General features: G+C 69.5%; 15 protein-coding genes and 6 pseudogenes. 8 read left to right on the top strand and 13 right to left on the bottom strand.

Annotated elements, in window-relative coordinates; translation table 11 throughout:
• Positions 1-453 precede the first annotated feature (453 nt).
• A complete protein-coding gene (locus P3T39_RS16980) occupies positions 454-1,323 on the top strand; it encodes an ABC transporter substrate-binding protein (protein ID WP_280698495.1) in 870 nt (289 codons plus the stop codon).
• 76 nt (positions 1,324-1,399) lie between these two features.
• Here P3T39_RS16980 and P3T39_RS16975 read toward each other — a convergent pair whose 3' ends face one another.
• Positions 1,400-2,041, bottom strand: a complete 642-nt coding sequence (locus tag P3T39_RS16975) for a DUF4232 domain-containing protein (RefSeq protein WP_280698494.1) — start codon at positions 2,039-2,041, stop codon at positions 1,400-1,402.
• A gap of 833 nt (positions 2,042-2,874) precedes the next feature.
• On the opposite strand from P3T39_RS16975, the gene P3T39_RS16970 reads away from it, so the two are divergent.
• A complete protein-coding gene (locus tag P3T39_RS16970) occupies positions 2,875-3,003 on the top strand; it encodes a hypothetical protein (protein ID WP_280698493.1) in 129 nt (42 codons plus the stop codon).
• Positions 3,004-3,170: 167 nt separating this feature from the next.
• On the opposite strand, the gene P3T39_RS16965 is transcribed toward P3T39_RS16970, so the two are convergent.
• Both P3T39_RS16965 and P3T39_RS16960 read right to left on the bottom strand, forming a co-directional pair.
• Positions 3,171-3,536, bottom strand: a complete 366-nt coding sequence (locus tag P3T39_RS16965) for a transglycosylase SLT domain-containing protein (RefSeq protein ID WP_280698492.1) — start codon at positions 3,534-3,536, stop codon at positions 3,171-3,173.
• 1,010 nt (positions 3,537-4,546) lie between these two features.
• Complete coding sequence (locus P3T39_RS16960) at positions 4,547-5,518, bottom strand: hypothetical protein (protein ID WP_280698491.1); 972 nt, start codon at positions 5,516-5,518, stop codon at positions 4,547-4,549.
• 308 nt (positions 5,519-5,826) lie between these two features.
• Here P3T39_RS16960 and P3T39_RS16955 point away from each other — a divergent pair, with 308 nt between their 5' ends.
• Positions 5,827-6,354 (top strand): GNAT family N-acetyltransferase, encoded by a 528-nt coding sequence (locus P3T39_RS16955; RefSeq protein WP_280698490.1) that lies wholly within the window; start codon positions 5,827-5,829, stop codon positions 6,352-6,354.
• A 390-nt stretch (positions 6,355-6,744) separates the two neighbouring features.
• On the opposite strand, the pseudogene P3T39_RS16950 reads toward P3T39_RS16955, so the two are convergent.
• The 8 genes and pseudogenes from P3T39_RS16950 to P3T39_RS16915 all read right to left on the bottom strand — a co-directional run.
• A pseudogene (locus tag P3T39_RS16950) lies at positions 6,745-6,966 on the bottom strand (MerR family transcriptional regulator); the annotation flags it as partial.
• A gap of 77 nt (positions 6,967-7,043) precedes the next feature.
• Positions 7,044-7,445: a hypothetical protein gene (locus P3T39_RS16945; protein WP_280698489.1), complete on the bottom strand. Its 402-nt coding sequence runs from the start codon at positions 7,443-7,445 to the stop codon at positions 7,044-7,046.
• Positions 7,446-7,799: 354 nt separating this feature from the next.
• Complete coding sequence (locus P3T39_RS16940; protein WP_280698488.1) at positions 7,800-8,171, bottom strand: DUF4440 domain-containing protein; 372 nt, start codon at positions 8,169-8,171, stop codon at positions 7,800-7,802.
• A gap of 97 nt (positions 8,172-8,268) precedes the next feature.
• Positions 8,269-8,559: a muconolactone Delta-isomerase family protein gene (locus P3T39_RS16935; protein WP_280698487.1), complete on the bottom strand. Its 291-nt coding sequence runs from the start codon at positions 8,557-8,559 to the stop codon at positions 8,269-8,271.
• A gap of 414 nt (positions 8,560-8,973) precedes the next feature.
• Positions 8,974-9,243 (bottom strand): annotated as a pseudogene (locus P3T39_RS16930) (nuclear transport factor 2 family protein); the annotation flags it as partial.
• A gap of 34 nt (positions 9,244-9,277) precedes the next feature.
• A complete protein-coding gene (locus tag P3T39_RS16925) occupies positions 9,278-10,015 on the bottom strand; it encodes a hypothetical protein (protein ID WP_280698486.1) in 738 nt (245 codons plus the stop codon).
• 98 nt (positions 10,016-10,113) lie between these two features.
• A pseudogene (locus tag P3T39_RS16920) lies at positions 10,114-10,227 on the bottom strand (IS5/IS1182 family transposase); the annotation flags it as partial.
• Positions 10,228-10,642: 415 nt separating this feature from the next.
• A complete protein-coding gene (locus P3T39_RS16915; protein ID WP_280698485.1) occupies positions 10,643-11,425 on the bottom strand; it encodes a hypothetical protein in 783 nt (260 codons plus the stop codon).
• 257 nt (positions 11,426-11,682) lie between these two features.
• On the opposite strand from P3T39_RS16915, the gene P3T39_RS16910 reads away from it, so the two are divergent.
• Together P3T39_RS16910 and P3T39_RS16905 are read left to right on the top strand one after the other, a co-directional pair.
• Positions 11,683-11,841, top strand: coding sequence for a hypothetical protein (locus P3T39_RS16910; RefSeq protein WP_280698484.1), 159 nt, complete (start codon positions 11,683-11,685; stop codon positions 11,839-11,841).
• A gap of 213 nt (positions 11,842-12,054) precedes the next feature.
• The gene (locus P3T39_RS16905; RefSeq protein WP_280698483.1) at positions 12,055-12,363 is read left to right on the top strand and encodes a hypothetical protein; all 309 of its coding nucleotides are present in this window, start codon (positions 12,055-12,057) and stop codon (positions 12,361-12,363) included.
• Positions 12,364-12,604: 241 nt separating this feature from the next.
• On the opposite strand, the gene P3T39_RS16900 is transcribed toward P3T39_RS16905, so the two are convergent.
• Complete coding sequence (locus tag P3T39_RS16900) at positions 12,605-13,558, bottom strand: winged helix-turn-helix domain-containing protein (protein ID WP_280698482.1); 954 nt, start codon at positions 13,556-13,558, stop codon at positions 12,605-12,607.
• A 7-nt stretch (positions 13,559-13,565) separates the two neighbouring features.
• Between P3T39_RS16900 and P3T39_RS16895 the strand changes: the two are divergent.
• Positions 13,566-13,727, top strand: a pseudogene (locus tag P3T39_RS16895) (aldo/keto reductase); the annotation flags it as partial.
• Between the two features lie 83 nt (positions 13,728-13,810).
• Here the strand turns inward: P3T39_RS16895 and P3T39_RS16890 are convergent.
• A pseudogene (locus P3T39_RS16890) lies at positions 13,811-14,146 on the bottom strand (transposase); the annotation flags it as partial.
• A 606-nt stretch (positions 14,147-14,752) separates the two neighbouring features.
• On the opposite strand from P3T39_RS16890, the gene P3T39_RS16885 reads away from it, so the two are divergent.
• Both P3T39_RS16885 and P3T39_RS16880 read left to right on the top strand, forming a co-directional pair.
• Positions 14,753-16,669: a cellulase family glycosylhydrolase gene (locus P3T39_RS16885; protein WP_280698481.1), complete on the top strand. Its 1,917-nt coding sequence runs from the start codon at positions 14,753-14,755 to the stop codon at positions 16,667-16,669.
• A 51-nt stretch (positions 16,670-16,720) separates the two neighbouring features.
• Positions 16,721-17,161 (top strand): annotated as a pseudogene (locus P3T39_RS16880) (MarR family transcriptional regulator); the annotation flags it as partial.
• Positions 17,162-17,209: the final 48 nt, after the last annotated feature.

Genomic DNA, 17,209 nt, shown 5'->3' with positions numbered 1-17,209 from the left:
CCCGCAACGGCCCAGGGTCCTCGCCCCGGACCGGCGGTCCCGCATGCCTACCCGCCCCTGATGTCGCGAACACGTCATTCTTCGCATCCTCCTTGGCGCAAGAGCGCCAGGCACCGTCTTCGGCCGCGCCACGGCGCCGTGCCGTCGCGGTCCCGACAAGCCGTCCCGACCCTCCCGTCCCAACCCGTGGACAGGCGGTCCCGCAGCGCCCTCCCCGTCCCCGACCTCGGTCAACGGGATGGGAGGATGGCCGGAACCGCCTGCCGACGGCGGACCTCAGCCGACCGGCCGTACGCCCATCCCGCGACGGCCTACAGGGCAACGGGACGAGGTCCGCGCTGCCCACCCCAGCAGCACCGGTGGCGCTCCCTCACACTTCCCTCCCTCAGGAATCGCATCACCATGCCCAGAAACACCCATGTACCAGCCAGACCCGCTCGCACCGTCGTCGCTGTGAGCGTGGGCGGTCTGCTGCTGTCCGGCTGCGGCAGCAGCACCACCCCCGGCTCCGACCACAGTGCTTCCGACCTGCGAAACCGCCTTCCTGGGGCCATCCGCGAGGCCGGTGTCCTGCGGATCGCTTCGTACCTCAACTACCCTCCGGTCGACTTCAAGGGCCAGGACGGCGAGCCGGCCGGGATAGATCCGGACCTCGCCAGCGCGCTCGGCTCTCGCCTCGGCCTGAAGGTCGAGTTCGAGGACATGCCCTTCGAGAACGTGATCCCCTCGGTCCAGGCCAAGAAGGTCGACCTCGGGATGTCGGCGGTCATCGACACCAAGCAGCGCCAGGACGGGATCGACGACAACGGCCGGCCCACCACGTCCGGCGTCGACTTCATCGACTACTTCGTCACCGGCACGTCGATCCTGGTCAAGAACGGCAATCCGCTCGGCATCAGCACCCTGGACAACCTGTGCGGACACACGATCGCCGTGCAGCGCGGCACCGTTCAGGACGAGATCGCCCAGCGGCAGGTCGGGGCGTGCGCCAAGGGCGACAAGACGTTGCAGATTGACGAGCTGAAGACCGACGACCAGGCGCTGGCCGAGGTCACCGCCGGCACCGCCGTCGCCGATCTCAACGACTTCCCGGTGGCCGAGTACAACACCTCCCAGCACTCGGGCAGGTTCCTGATGGCCGGCGGCTCGCTGCAGTCGGGTCCGTACGGGATCACGGTCAACAAGGACAGTGCGGATCTGGAGTACGTACTCGCCAGGACGCTGGACCAGCTGATCCAGAACGGCCAGTACGACAGGATCCTCGGCAAGTGGAGCGTCACCTCCGGCCAGGTGTCGAGCGCGGTGACCAACGGCGGTCTGTGAGCCCCGACTTCCACCTGACCGACCGTCGGATTCCGTCCGGCGGTGCCTCCCGCAAGGCGCCGCCGGACGGGTCACGCTACGGAAGCAGCACGCCCTGGTTGGACGGCTGGAGCGAGCCAACCCGCAGGCCCGCCGCCGAGACCAGCAGCTGCGGTACCTCCTTGCCGTTCACACCGAGGACCTTCGCCGTGAGCTGGGTGGTCTCGTCGGGGGGAGTCACCACCAGCCCCGCCAGCACCTTGCAGCTCGCGTCGGCCTTGTCGCAGGCCGACCAGGACAGGCCGGAGAAGGCGGTGGTGCCCGGCTTCAGCGCGATCCGGGTCGGCTTCCCCGGGTACGGCACCCGGGTGGTCGCCAGCTCGACCCGGCTGTTGTCCGCCAGCAGACCGCCGTAACCCAGGTAGCCGTCGACCGTGCAGGTCCGTGAACCCTTGTTGACCAGCATCACCATCGCGGCTCCGGGGCGGTCCGGCTGGATCTGGACATCGGCGCGCAGTTCGCCGGTGTGGCACCGGGCATTGGCCGCCGGGGCTCCCGCCTGGGTCACCGCAGCGGCATGCGTCGTCGTCCTGGACGCCGGGTCGGCGGTGACCGCCTGCCCGGCGGGTGCGGCAGGCGCGGCTGCGGTCGAGCTGCTCCCCGAACAGGCGACGGACCCCAGACCGAGCAGTGCCAGCGTGACGGCGGCAGTGGTGAGCCTGAGCGGGCGCGAGTTCATGATCACTCCGGTGGGTTGTCGGCATCTGCACTCGTCCTCAGCCACGCTCTACGGGACATCGGCAGTTCGCCACGAAGTGTCGCAGCCCGGTAACGGAACGGCCCGCGTCCGCCGGCCGACGGCGCGTCCCGGCAGGACGAGGGCCCGAGCGGCCGGGCGTGGGTGCTCGGCGACTTCAAACGACCGTGCATGTTCGTCCAGCCGGGGCCGCTCACGCCGCCATCGGGGTAGTTCCACCGTGTGTTACCGCGAGCGCCTTCAACCTCTTCTTCATGTCCCCTCCAAATGCCGCTGTCCGCGGCCCAGTTGAGAAGAGTGACAGCTGCGGTACATGAACGCCGTACGGCAGATGGTGGGGATGCGGAATGCTGTGCGCATGGCCCTGGCCGACCCGGCGGACCGCCTGAGGGGTGTCGGCGGCCTCGGTGCGCAACCCGACCGTGGCAGCCCGTAGAGTGACCGCGGAAATCGGGGACCGGAGGGGGTTCTGTTGACTCGGCTGCAGAGGTGGTCGGTCGGGCTGTGGTTGGTACTGATGCTGGCGGGCGGGAGCCTGACGCTCGCGATGCAGGACGGCTCATCCGGAGAACGGTTCCACTGGGAGCCCTCGGCCCCGACCCGGAGCCCGGACCCGTGCCCGGCCCGCCTCCCGTCGCCCGCGCCCACCGGCACGCACCTGGTGATCTGCGCGGCGAGCACCACAGAGCCGAGCCACTGAACTCGTTCCGAAGTGCCGCGTGGACCCGCCGGCCAGTCACTCGGCACGCAGCGTCACGGCACGTCCCTTCCAGGACCCAAGCGGTTCCCAGCCCGCCTCAGCGTGCGCTCGGGTAGTGCTCAGCCTCGTACTCAAGCGCGGCTTCACCCCCGAGCAGCAGGAAGAACTCGGCGCCTTCGTGGCCACGTTGCCCAACCTGGCCAGACCCAAGGAGGACGGGCCAGTGACTGCGGCCGACCGGTAAAGGGGCCGACGGCGCACGGCAGCAGCCGCACCGCGCGGGTACGACGAAGGGGGCCCGGGCGGCATGGCCGCGCGGGCCCCCTTCGGGTCACCGGGCCGTCACCGCCGGGCGCGGGGCGCCGCGGCGGGTGGCTGCCGGGTGACTGGGGCTTTCAGTACCAGGGGTTTTTAGTACCAGTGGTGGGCCGACCAGAAGGCCCAGGCGGCGTTCGGGCTGCCGTAGCGGGAGTTCATGTAGTTGTAGGCCCACTTGATCTGGGTGGTGGCACTGGTCCGCCAGTCCGCACCGGCCGAGGCCATCTTCGAAGCCGGCAGAGCCTGGCCCAGGCCGTATGCGCCCGAGGAGGGGTTGGTGGCCGTCACCCTCCAGCTGGACTCGTGCGAGATGATCTTGCTGAAGGAGGCCAGCTGGTTCGCAGGGACGATCCGGGCGGCGATCTGCTGCGGGGTCGCAGCCGAGGCGGTGGCGGGGGCAACGGCGCCCATCGCAGTCAGGCCGGCAACGGAAGCAAGCAGGGCGACACCGGTACGCATACGAACGGAGATAGCGGGCATAGGAAAAGAAACCTCAATCGGGTTGGCCGTGTCGCCGCCCCTTCAGTCCACGTGGCCGGACAGGGGCTCACATGGACTGGGGCGGTACCACGGCGGCACGACGACGCGTCCGCGTTCGGTGCCAGGGGTTGGTTCCGCGGCGGGGGCCGCGGTCTCTGACGACTGCGGCAATTGTTAGCGGCACTTCGGGCGCCCGCCAAGACCCCCCTACTACGACGCCTCGTCGTAGCGATCTAGGGCCCTTGACGGGCGCGAAGCGACCGGTAGTTCCCCCGCATCCGGAGCCCAAACCTCGCATTACGGATATTTTCCGATAGCTCAAAAACAGCTTCTGACCTGCGACGGAGTCGACCGAAAGGTCCGTCGTCAAACGGGTGCGTCGCGATCACGGCCGACGGGTGCGGCCGACCGGCCCTCATGGCTCCGACGATCAACTATCGACAGTCGTCGACCCGATTCGGGTGTGAGCACCCTCACCAGATCACCCCGTTTCCGGGCTCCCGCCCGGTGGAAACGCACCCGGACCCGGAAGAGCGGCGAACAGCCGGGAAACAACCCCGCCCGGCTTTCATTTCCGCAGGTCAGGCGGGTCTCGTGCGAGTTTGGCGGAACGTGGGAGAGTGGGCTGGCGCTTCGGCTTGCCGGAGGGGATCAGGCGCGCCTTCTCTGCACCAACACGGCCGGTGAATCGGGGTTGAGTGGACACGGCTCGGGCCGCACCGGCAGGCCACAGTCGCAGTGACCCGTTCACCGGTGTACGTCGCCGACCGGGGAGCGCGGACCGCAGCACGGGACGTGAGCGCCGCGGTCCATCGCTGCATGGAATGAACCTCACCTCTGGAGAGGCCACGCTCGGGCCGTCGAGCAGATGGCCCCGGTGCCGCAGGTGCAGGTCGAAGAACGCGAGCGGGTACGCCTGCTGGGGCTAGCAGGAGACCCCGCAGAAGCCCCGGCCCGATCCGGGCCGCCGACCGGGGCCACGGATCCCGCTATGCCGCGCTCGGCGGTGTCACCTGGGCGCGGCGCCGGCGCGCGCGGAGGAGGGGCACCGCGCTGCTGAGCAGGACCAGGAGCAGGGCGACCGCGCCCGCGGGGGAGAGCGGGTGCAGCAGTGGCACCGTCATCTGCAGCGCGCTGGGCAGCACGGCCACCGCGAAGCCCGCGGCGGGCAACCGGTCACGCCTGCCGAGGAGCAGGGCGACCGCGAGGACCCCGGCCCAGAGTGCGTGGGTGGTGCGGGGGGCCAGCGGCAGGGGGTAGTAGATGTTGACGAGCTGCGCCCCCCACAGCAGGACGGCCAGGGCGGTGGTGCCCGCGATCGCGCCGCGTTGTGACTGGGAGGAGCCGAGCAGGTCCCTGGGCGCGGCGAGGACGACGGCGCCGGTGAGCAGCGGCACGGTCAGGTTCAGCACTGCGCCCGTGTGGGCGCCGTGGAAGTCGAAGTGGGCGAGCAGGAGCAGCGGGACGTCGGCCAGTCGCAGCACCGTCGCCGGCACGACCAGTGCCCGGGCCACGGTCCAGCGCCCGGTCCAGACGGCCGCGAGCGCCGCCAGCCAGAGCAGCGGCACGAGGCCCTGGTTGGCGAGGATGAGCACATTCGGGAGCGAGGACGACGGCATGGACTGGATGCGGGGGGCGAAGAGCCACAACAGGTTCGCCACGCTGCCACCAGTCGCGACGGCGACAGCCAGCGGGGCGGCCTGCGCCAGGACCTGAGCGGCAGTCCGGTCGGAGCCCAGGCCGGTGCTCCGCCGCAGGCCGTGGCCGGCGACGTCGAGCGCCTCGCGCAGCCGACCGAGCGGGCCGGCGTCCTGCGTCGCCTGGACGTAGATCGCGGTCAGCTCGGCTTCGTGCTCGGCGCGGTAGGCGGCCGGGTGGAGGCGGAGCGCCCAGCGGAGGGCGCGTGAGCCGTCCTCCCCCTGGAGTTGACGGGTCAGTGCCACCGCGTCGACGCGGTACATCCGCGGGTCGTACCCGGGGTGGGGCAGTGCGTCGATCAGAAGCTCGGGGAAGGCCGCCCCCCACGTCGTCGGTACCGAGCTTCTCGGAGAGTTCGGCACCGTACAGGTTCGTCGGTGGCGCTCAACTGATCTTCACTATAGGCATCACGACAGGTCGTCAGATATAAGTCGGTTCGGATCCGAGCCCGGCACGGGCACCTCGTGGAGATGCGGGATGCGACAGCTCCCGCAGGGGATCTCTCGGTTGCCCAGCTGCTGTCATGTAATACCTTTGCCACCCGCGTAATGGTCAGATAGCGTGTTTGACCATGACATTGATCTTCACTCTGGACCCCACGCCCGACCTCGGACTGCGCGAGGAGATCGTCCGCCTCTGGACGGATGCCAGCAACGCCGGCGGTGCCGTCGGCTTTGTCTCGCCGGTGACGGTCGATGATGTGCGGGCCGCCGCCGAGAAGCTCTTCGCAGGTGTCGAACCCGGCTGCCCGGACCGGCTGCTGGTCGCCCGCGAGCCGGAGACGGGGCGACTGGCGGGCTTCCTGTTCTTCGAGGACATGCGCTTCGCGCTGATGGACCACTGGCGAATGCTCAAGGCGGTCATGGTGCACCCCGATTTCCAGGGCCGGGGGTTCGGCATCGAGCTGATGGGCGAGGCGGAGCGGATCGCCCGTGCATGGGGCCTGAGTGCGCTTCGGCTGACCCTGCGCGGCGGACACGGCCTGGAGAAGTTCTACGGCCGCTGCGGGTACACCGAGGTCGGGCGAGTACCCGGAGCGATCCGGGTCGCCTCCGGCGACGACCGGGACGACGTCACCATGTGGCTCGACCTGCGCTGAGACAACTGCGGGACGCCACGCGATCTCTCTGTGCCCCGTGATCGCCGAGATCGGCAGGCCGCTCGCCGGCCGGGTCGTAGGTGAGGATTTCGGTACCGCCCCCGCCCCGGATCACGACCCGGTGAGCGTCTTCGCCGGACGGACCCTCGCACCTCCGGCGAATGACCGCCCGCTGCATGTCGAGCCGGGCAGGCAACTGTGCCCGGGGCGAATTTTCGTCCCTCCGCGGAATCCCGTCAGGCTATCTGACGTACCACCACCGACACCCGCTCCTGTCCGCTGGTCCGCGTCCGCGCCCACTTCGGGCACTGCCTCCTGCCGGCCGAACGCGACCCGGGCGAAAGGCGAAATGACGTGAACCGTCCGGTCTGCCGCGTCGCGACCGGCCCGCTACCCCGGTGTCCGGGCACACAGGGCCTGGATGAACCAGGCGAACACCGGCGCCAGGCTTTCCGGGGCCTGCCAGCCGTTGATCACCGCGAGCAGCTGAAAGTACCGCTCCCTGCGAGGGTCGTTCGCACTCTCCAGCCGGGTCAACAGCCGACGCCGGAGGTCGACGTCGTCAGGGCGGCCCAAGACCTGCGCGTAGTGAGCCGTGACCGCCGCGACGACCTGGTGAAGGTCCGTAGCGAGCTGAATCTCCCGCTTGTCCGTCTGCTGTCAGCTCGCGATGCCGGAGCGGGCGCCGCTCACTCCGTGCCTCCGGCTGTGAACAGGGCACGGGATGCCCGGCGGGAGAGCAGGGAGGCGTGGGAGAGCCGGTAGACGTGGTCCGGGTCCCGGCTGGCGAGCCCGGCTTCGGCGAGCTGGTCGGCGGCCAGCTCCAGGAGCCGGCCGAGTTCGACGGTGTCCTGCGGGGTCCACGCCTCCCCCGGGGGGTCGTCCGCGTCGGGCTGGTCGAGCAGGTCCCGGGCGTCCAGGGCGAGGGTGTAAGCACCGTTGGCGGCGAGCTGGTCGCCCACCCCGGCAACCTCGATCGCCAGTCCGGCGGCCTCGTCCAGGAGCGTCCAGGCCCCGGCGAGACGGGTGGTCAGATCGTCGGCGGTCAGTCGGCTGCGGGTCCGGGTGATCCAGTCGGCATTGGTCGTCATGGCATGTGCCTCCTCGGGTGGACGAAAATCTCGGCTTGTAGGGGAAACGCCCACGACAGCACACCTGCCGGAAACCTGTGGACAACCCGACGCCATGGACAACGGCCGCCAGCCTCATGGGTGACGGGAGGTCACCCCAGTGCTACGCCGCGCAGGTTTCGAATCGCAGCCGCCGCAGTCGTCGTCGCGGTCCTCTGCGCCAGGGACCTTTGCCAGGCCCTCGATGAGGGCAACGGTAATCGCCCTACTGCTGCAACGCGGCCAGGGCCAGCTGCAGATCACGGCCTGACTCTGTCAGGGCGCAGCGTCTTGGCCTGCTGCCGGGCAGGCCTCCACCCCAACAGGACGGGAGCATCAGTCGAGGCGGGAGACCTGGTAGTGGCTGATGTGCCAGCCGTCCGCCGAGTGCTTGACCAGGACGCTGAGATAAACGCCGAGCGTGGGCCGGTCGGTGAACGAGAAGTCGACGCTCAGGTAACCGAGCACGAGGTCGTCGGCGAGCTGCCTGGTTTCAAGAATCCGGTACGCGGCCGTCATCCCGAGAGGTTGGGCATCGTAGTAGTCGGCGACACCCTGCCGCCCGACGCTGTAGGGGTGAAGTCCCTGGAAGATCGCGTCCTCGGTGAAGCAGGAGGCGACCCGCTGCGGTTCGCGTGCGTCAACGGCTGCTTTCCACTGGTCGAGGACGCCGCGCAGGACGGCTTCGCCGTCTGTCGTGCTGTTCATCAGGGTTCTCTTCTCGGATGGAGTCGGGACGGCTGCGGTTTCGGCCGTCGCTTGATCGGTCACCGCCTCGAACGTGCGGGACAGCGCCACCCGCCCGCTAACGCCCCGGGTCGTTCGGGTGCGGAGACAGCGGCGTCACGGTGTCGTGCCGCCACACCCGCAGCGGCATCGACGCGAGCACCTGCTCCAACTGCTCGGCGTCGTCCGCACTGAAAAGGCCCCACGTGCGCCATTCACCAGGCGCAACCGGCGGACGCCACAGTCGCAACAGGCTTCCCTGCGCGGCCAATTCCCGCGACCGCGCCGCCTCCCGGGCCCGGATCTCCGCCACGGCCTCCTCGGACGTGCCCTCCGGAACGGTGGTCACCATGTCGACCAGGAACTCCATGGGTGCCTCTCCTCGCTCAGTTGCGTCGTGCCCGACACCGACACCGGCAGCGTCTGCGATGCGGAATTCACCGCTTCTTCGAGACCCGGCAGCATCATGACGCAGTCCGCCACACGAACCGATACCGGCCGAGCCGACCGTACGGTCGACTCTGCCAGCTGGCGGATTCACCGAGCCGAAATTCGACGGATTCCGCAGTTCATTGGCCCATCCGGCTTACGGCAGGGTTCTACTGCGTTCGCGGCACGGCACCGATCCGTCGCGGAATGGACCGCCCCGCAGGGTGGGAGATCCTGCGGCAGATCCTCAGTCGATGGATGTCGAGCGCCTCAGCCACGACACGACGGCCTCGCTCACAGTGGCAGCCGTAGTCATCGTCGACGGCCTGTTCGCCGGTCACGGCGGGCTATGCCGTCACGACTGGTCGAGGTGGCTGAGATGCACCGTCTCTCCACCGAAGAGCAGGAACGTGACTCGGCTGGCGAGGAGCCAGGTGTCCTCGACCTTGCGGAGCGTGTCCTCGTAGTGCCGCACGTTCGCGGGGAGTTGGGGTGGCACCATGCCATCGGTGTAGCCGTCGACCCGGTACGTTGCGAAGCAGAAGGTCGCGGTGGCCGCCGACGCAGAACTCACCGTGACCAAGATGTTCGTGGACATGCGGCGCGACAGCCGGTCCTCGGGCCGGCCTACTGCCTGTCGGTGGGGTGAGATCTGGGGTCTACAGGTGCCGCATCCATAGATTGGTCTCGGCGTAGATCCCCTGGTCCTGCTCACAGTCGATCTCGATGAGGTCGAGCGCGTCCGGAACGACGTAGCGCCCGGTCTGGGCGAAGGTCATGTCGGTCCACTTCTCCCACTCCGCAACGGTTCCGGGGATGACCATGGAACGCGGAGCGGTGGCGAGGATCGTCGCTCCGAGTCGCTGGTGGGTACGGATCCAGGGATCGGGGTGCAGGCCGTCGCCGCGCGTCCAGCGGGCGAACTCCTCCATCGGAGTCAGGGGATATTTCGCCTTGAGGGCCGGCCGCACCGGGGCGATCACATGTTGCAGCCCGGCTTCGACAGCGCGATCGCGTAGCGCGGTGAGTACCGTCCCGGCCAGTCCGCCACCTGTGCGATCAGGTCGCACGGTGACGGCCATGATGCAGAGTGTGTCGGGCGTGACGGAGTTTTCATGCTCCGTCACTGCACTGACCAGGGCAGCGTCGTAGCCCTCCGGGATCGTGGCGACGTCGCCGTCCCAGCGCAACGCCACTGCCCGCCCATCGGCCACCACCTCGCCGTCTTCCAGGAGCAGCACGTCGAAGCGTGGAAAGTAAGCCTCCACCTTGTGGCGGTAGTTGTTCGAGAGCGGGTCGTGAAGGACGAAAGTCGGCCAGCCGCCTCTGAGCGCGGCCTTGGCCTGCTTGTGGAGATCGGGACGCTCGCTGGTGGTGACGACCTCTGTCGTGGGCATCCGTGGATCATAGAGGACCGGTTCATGCCCTGTACCGATCTCACTTCGCACGCCCCCGGCAACTCACCGCGGCTTCAACGACGTTCCGCTCCTACGGGCCCTGCGGCGTGCTCGTGGGCCCGGCAGGACGTTGAGCCAACGCCCGCCAGGCTCCGGTCGAGCCGCCCCTCGGCCTCGGCCGCGGCCTGCAGAGCCGTCAGGATCCGGCCCCATGCGCATGCGTCAGGCCGGAGTACGCATCCTCGGCGCCGGCGCCCAAGGTTCCAGGCCCTTATGAATTCCTGTACCGGGACCTACCTTTGGCCCATGGCCATGCGAAGCTCAGACCCGTTGGCGGGAGTTGTGTCGGCGGCGGCAGCGGGTGTGCGGCTGGTGTTCGTGCCAAGGCGGGTCCTGGAGTTGGGCGTCGGGCTCGGTGGGAGCGTCATGGTCCCGCTGTGGATCGCGGCCCCGCTCCTGTTGCCGGCTCTGGCGGTTGCCGCGCTGACGGGGTACGGACTCCTCTGGGGCATCTTCTGGGCGACAGAGGTTCCACGCCCGCCCGCGCAGCCGTCTGACGGTCGCTGACATCCTTGCGATCGCTGGGACGCCACATCCGAGGGGCGGGGAACGTCTACGCCACCTTGCTCAGTTCACGCGCCTGCCCGCGAGGATTGCGACCAGCTCAGCGGCGGTGACCAGCTCGGCCGGCGGACACCGCAGGGTGACGTACCCTGCCGGATCTCCCCCGCTGCCGACGCACAGCTCCCCGACGGCAGGCAGACCGCCGGGGCGTTGAGTCGTCCTGAACCACACCCGGCTGATCCGGTCGATCGGTATCCCCACCGCCGGCCCGTCGCCGTTCGCGTCCATGCCGACGTGTTCCCAGGTGACCCGGATCCGGCCGAGGACGACCGACCCGGTCTCGTCGAGCGTGCGCAGACTGCCGCCCAGCCCCGACGAGAGCTCTCCCTGCACCAGCGCCCGGGCGAGCTCGGGGCCGCCGCCTACGATCTGCCGGGCTGCGAAGCCGAAGCTCTCGGTACCGGCGACGGCGACTCCGTAGGCGCACAGCGGGGGACCGAGCCGCTGAGGTACCACCCTCTTGATCCGCAGACTCACATCGGGCCAGGTTCCGATCTGCTTCACCTGCCCCCACATTCCGGTGAGCACGAATCCCTCGTCGAAGATGTGGACGGCCTTGTTGGTACGGACGAGGACACCCACCGCGGCGATGGGCAGCGCGGGGATGACGTACACCGCCACCGCTCCCCAACCGAACCCTTCTGCCGAGGCCCAACCGGCGGCCCACGACAGTGGCATCAGGGCCATGGCGAACCAGAAAAGCCCGTTGAACCGGTACCTGTCCCGCTGCGCGCCCAGCCCGTGGGACACCGCCGTCCGCGACACACGCTCCGAGTCCAAAATCATGCCTCCGTCCACCCGCCCACCAGGCCGTCGTGGCCTGCCGAAGCTGCCTCGACAGCGGCCGACGGAAGACACCTTGACATACCGTCAGATCAGCTGACTACGGCATAACGCGAATCCCGAACCCGCAAACGGTTCTGCTCGATCGCCGGCCACACCCTGTCGCTGAGGTACGGGACCTCGGTGAACCGCACGCCCGTAGCGTCACTCAGGGCGTTGGCGAAGGCGGGGGCGACGGGGTTGAGGACCGTGTCCCGGAGATGGACGGAACCTTCATCGAGGTCGAGACCGTCGCGGAGTCCGAGGACGACCCGGGCGCTGCGCTGAGCGTCGTGCGATCGGTGCTTGCTTCGCCCGGCATCGCCGAGGTGGACCTGACTACCGTGCAGTACACGGACGTTGTCGCCGCAGCCCGCTGAGTAGTCGCCCCGATCTTGTGCTCGGAGCGCTACCGTCTGTGCAGGAGGTGGCGGAATGTCAGAACCACGCACCTGCCCCGCATGTGGCGGGGCACGCGGCACCGAGAAGGTACAGCACAGCTACGAGCGGGATGAGAACGGCAACACCGTGGCCCGGGAGAACCGGTACTGGTCACAGTGCAACACCTGCGGCGGCGCTGGGGTGGTGACCGGATGAGACTCGTCTTCGTCTGCCAGGAGTGCACCGTCCGTTACCTCCCGCCGATCGGGCTCCGTTACCCCGACGGCGCGGCCGCGAGCGCGGTCTGGTGCTCCGGCTGCCAGGCCGTCATGCGCGAACGCGGCGTCCTGGAACCGGCAGCACTCGCCGCCGTCGCGGTGATCCTCGCCGTGCGCGCGATGAAGGCCGCAGTCACCGCCCGCGCATCGACCACGCCCCACCCCGACCGCCGCCCCTCCCGGCCCCCGCGCACCAGCCGAGGCCGCGTCAGGCCCGGCAGCACCCGCAGCAAACTCGCCTGACCCCGGACACGACGAAGCGCCCCCTGCCTTCCCGAAGGATGCTGTTGGCGAATTCCGTCCTGCCGGGTCAGTCCTCCCCGCGCGAGCGGGGAGGAGGGAGCCACGGCCGCCAGGAGCTCCGACCCAGCCGTCTCCCACGCCAACTCGAAGGAGCGGACACCTGATTGTGGGGCATCATCGCTCCGAGACCGTCCAGCGGCGGGTTTCTGGCGTGTCTGGGGCACGCACAGACTGACAGCACCTACGATGAGGCGGCGGCGAGGACGGATTCGGCCACGGAGGTGCGGGCGTAGAGCACCGAGCGGCCGGCTCGGTGGGCGCTGACCAGGCCCGCATCGCGCAGCGCGGTGAGGTGCTGGGACACCCCGGCCGGGGAGAGCCCCGTACGGTGGGCCAGTTCGGTGGTGGAGGCCGGAGTCTCCAGTTCGGTCAGCAGCAGGGTCCGCGAGCGGCCGAGTACGGCGGCGATAGCGGCGGTCCTGGTGACAGTCCTGGGCTGCCACAGTGAGCCGACACCGCGCGCCGGGTAGGCGAGTTGCGGCGGGTCCGGCGGCGTCACCCGGCTGTGTACACCCGGTCCGGTGAAAGCCGAGGGAATCAGCAGCAGCCCTGCGCCTGCCGTCTTCCGGGAGAGGGTCCGCTGTCGGCGAACCAGTCGTAGCGCGTTGTCGTCCCAGCTCACGGAGGGGTGCAGATCGTTGAAGAGGTGGCCCGTGCCGTGCTCGGCGACCTGCCGGACCCGGTAGAAGACGTCGGCGTCGAGCACGGCCCGGATCCGCGCCCAGTAGGGAGCGAGCGCCAGCTCCCAGTAGGTCTCGATCTCCTCCGCCATCCGGACCAGGGGGGTCCCCCCGGCCGGAGGCTGGGGACGGACCTGGGGCTCGGCGTGCAGGATTCGCAACCGGGGGCCGAGACGCCCCTGATGGTGCGCCAGGTGGTCAAGGTCCTGACGTACCCGGGCGACCGGAGCGGCCAAGACCTGGGCCAGCTCCTCCCCCAGCGTGGGGGTCGGCCCGGTGGGTGCCGGGTTGAGGAAGTCGGGAACATAACCCGAGGGTGGGATCAACTCGGCGAGCCAGCCACGGTCAAGCCCAGCAGCTGCCAGCCGTGGCCTTACCTGCTCAGCCCACGGCTGGTGCACGGGATGTGCGGAGCCGGAGCTCAGCAGCCGGAAGCTGCTCACGACTTCCCACATCGGCGAGCAGGTACGGCTGGCGTGGACGCTGCACCGCGGTCCTCACGTGCTGGCCATCCCCGGCACCGGCAACCCGGATCACCTGGTCGCAAACCTGGCCGTCGGCGCTCTGCGCCTCTCCGAGGACGAACTGGCCGTCCTGGACCGCCTCCACCAGGGCGGAGCATGAGGTCAACTTGACCCGGCCGTAAACGACCGGGCTTGGAGGTAGGACGCGGCTGGCTGGCGCGTGGCCTCCTCCGTCTGAACCACCTATGGGGTGGCTGGGACGCGTGACTCACGCCCCGCGATCCATACGGCCTCGCCCTTGCGGGCGATGTTGCGGGATGCGTTGTGGTCCGCGTGCGTCATGACGCCGCAGGCGCGGCACGCGAACTCGGATTGCGTCGCCCGGTTCTTCCGTTCGACGTGGTGGCACTCGGAGCATTGCCGGCTGGTGTAGGCCGGATCGACGTACACCAGCCGCACTCCGGCCCGGCGCGCCTTGTACTCCACGAAGGAGGCGAGCTGGTGGAAGCTCCACGAGTGCAGTTGTTGCCGCTGGACCTTGCGGAGCCGTACCCGGCTGCGAACGCCCGTGAGGTCTTCAGCAGGCGAGGTCCGATCCCCTCCGGAAGGGCGAGGTCGACCTTCCACTCGGTCCGGTACATCCTCACCGCAGGCTCCCGGGACGGGATGCTCTTCACGAAGACCGCGCCGCCGTCGGCCTCCAGCCGGACGCGGACTCCGGGAGTGAACCCTCCCGTGACCGGGGCGACATCCCCGACGGGTGAGAACTCGGCTTCCAGCGTCTCTCGAAGAGCTACCGGGAAGTCCGTCCAGGTCCGTCCGTTCAAGGGCTTCTCCAAGTGATCGTGTCGTACTCGAATCGAACCACCCTTGCCCTCCAGGCGCGCCAGGCCACGGCGGACGACTCCGTACGGATTGCCCGGACGGGGTGGGAAGGGCTCCGGTGAGAAGGACGTGCGGTGCGGTCAGCGCGTCGAGGACCCGGTGGAGCCCGACCTTCGCAAACCGACCTACCTCGGAAACAACACCCCTTTGCCGCACAGGGGTTACCGATCTCCCCTACCCACCGGTAGCCTCGCTTCGGCAAACCCGGCAAACCCGGCCGACCCGCCCAACCGGCCGACCCAGCCCAACCGGCCCATGCCGCACCCGATCCCGCCACCGACCGAGCCGAGGCACCGATCCATGGGGACGAAGACACTTGCCCTGCGCAGCCTGCTGGCCCTGACCGCACTCGGCGGCCTGCTCGCAGGTCTGCTGACCGGACCGCCCGCAGTCGCCGCTCCGGCGCAAGGAAGGGCTCTGGCCGACTCCTGGTCGGGGCCGCTGTCGACCCGGGGGCGGTACATCGTGGACACGAACGGGGACAGGTTCCGGTTGCAGTCGGGCAACTGGGGTGGAGCACAGGGAAGCTGGAGCGGATCCGGCGATATCAACGACCCGGCCAACCACCACAGCGGGGAGGACTCCAACGGCATCCCGCTCGGCCTGGACCGGGCATCCGTCCCCGCGATCCTGTCCGGGTTCCACCAGCTGGGGCTGAACAGCATCCGGCTGCCGTTCTCCAACCAGATGATCCACACCAGCACGCCCGTTCCCGACTCCGCCGTCGCCGCCAACCCCCGGCTGCGCGGGATGACCCCGCTGCAGGTGTACGACGCGGTGGTCGCGGCGCTGACCGCCGACGGATTCGCCGTCGTCCTCAACAACCATACGAACACCACACGTTGGTGCTGCGGAATCGACGGCAACGAACGCTGGAACTCCAGCCAGTCCACCCGGCAGTGGGAGGACGACTGGGTCACCATGGCGAGCCGCTACCGCACCAACCACCGGGTCGTCGGCGCCGACCTCTACAACGAGGTCCGCCGCGACGTCCTCGACGACCCCAACTGGGGCCTGGGAGACCGGCACGACTGGCAGGCGGCCGCCCAGGAGGCAGGGGACCGCATCCTCACCGAGGCCGACCCCGACCTCCTGATCATCATCGAGGGCATCAACTGGACGGGCATTCCCGCCGACGGGCTCCCCCACGGGCGCCCGACGCTCACCCCTGTCCGCACCCTCTCCAACACCCTGGTCAGGTCCGGCAAGCTCGTCTACTCGGCGCACTTCTACGGCTTCACCGGCCCCAACCACAGCGGCGCCACCGGCCTGGGCGAGACCCACGACCCGCGCTACCAGGACCTGACCCGCGACCAACTCCAGTCCGCGCTGTACCAGGAGGCCTTCTATGTCGAGGCCGAGAGCGGGCAGCACTTCACCGCACCCGTGTGGATCAGCGAGTTCGGCATCGGAGCGGACGAGAGCGCACCCTCACCCCGGGCCTGGTTCACCAACTTCACCGACTACCTCACCGCCATGGACGCCGACTTCGCCTACTGGCCCCTGGTCGGCTGGTCCGGCAACGGCCAGGGCGACTCCTGGGCCCTGCTGCGCTTCGACACCTCGGGCACCCGCTCGGGCATCCTCGACAGCCCCGACTGGCGGGCCACCGACTGGAACCACCTCGTCACGGCCCCGCACCTGACCGGCCCGGTGGCCGCGACCACCGCCTGGCACATGCTCAGCCTCGACCACGGCGACGCGGTCCAGTCCCTGCGGATGCGTGCCCGGCCCGACTGGGACAGCGGCGCCCGCAAGGCCACCTGCCCGGACGGCGAGCGGCTCACCGGGCTCAGCCACACCCTGGGTCGCGGACTGTGCACCGACGCCACCGCCGGAGACCTGCGTTCCCCAACCGACGCCTCGTACACCGTCGTTCGCGACGAGCGCTATGTGCCGCCGAGCGGGGACTGGGCGAGCGGCTACACCAAACTCCAGTGCCCACAGGGCCAGTTCCTGATCGGCTACAGCCTCCGGGGTGCCACCGTCTCGGCCGCCCTCTGCGCTCCGGCGCGCAGCAGTCTCGGCACCGCCGGCCGCACGGTGTGGTTCGACCGGGGCGACAACCTGCCCGGCGGCCACCCCGGTGGGGACTTCGCCTACGGCGCGTACAAGGGCCAGTGCGCCCCGACCGAGTACACCGCCGGGATCGCCTTCACCACCCGCGTCGGCTCCCAGGGCACGCCGGACGCCCTGCTGTGCCGGGCCCTGTCCTGAAACACGGCCTCCGCCCTGTCGATAGCTCTTTTTGAGAGCTAAAATTGGCGCATGGCGCCGAAGGATCTCGCCGGCGAACTCACCGAGCAGTTGGTCGGCCTCCAGCGGGTGTTGCGGCGAAGGCTCCGCCGTGGGCTGAGCGCACCACCACTGCGGGGTGCCCAGGTGGAGCTGCTGCGCCTGGTCGCCGCGCAGCCCGGGATCCGGGTCTCGGCAGCAGCCAGGGAGCTCTACCTGGCCGGCAACTCGGTCTCCACCCTGGTCAACCAGCTGGTCCGGGCCGGGCTACTGCGCCGGCAGCCCGATCCGCTCGACGGCCGCGCGGCACTGCTGGACGTCACGCCCGCGGCCACCGACCGGCTGCGCGCCTGGGACGTCCGGCGCAACGAGCTGGTCCGGGAGCGGGTGGCCGACCTGTCCGAGGAGGACCGGACGGCCCTGACGGCGGCTCTTCCCGCGCTTCGGCGGCTCGCCGAGAGCCTCCAGCAGGAGCTTTCGCCACAGCTCACCGAGGACTTGGAACGGATCCCGGACCACCTG

Source organism: Kitasatospora sp. GP82 (assembly GCF_029892105.1).
Taxonomy (GTDB): domain Bacteria; phylum Actinomycetota; class Actinomycetes; order Streptomycetales; family Streptomycetaceae; genus Kitasatospora.
The sequence above is the reverse complement of the archived record's forward strand: the minus strand, read 5'-3'. Positions and strand labels throughout refer to the sequence as shown.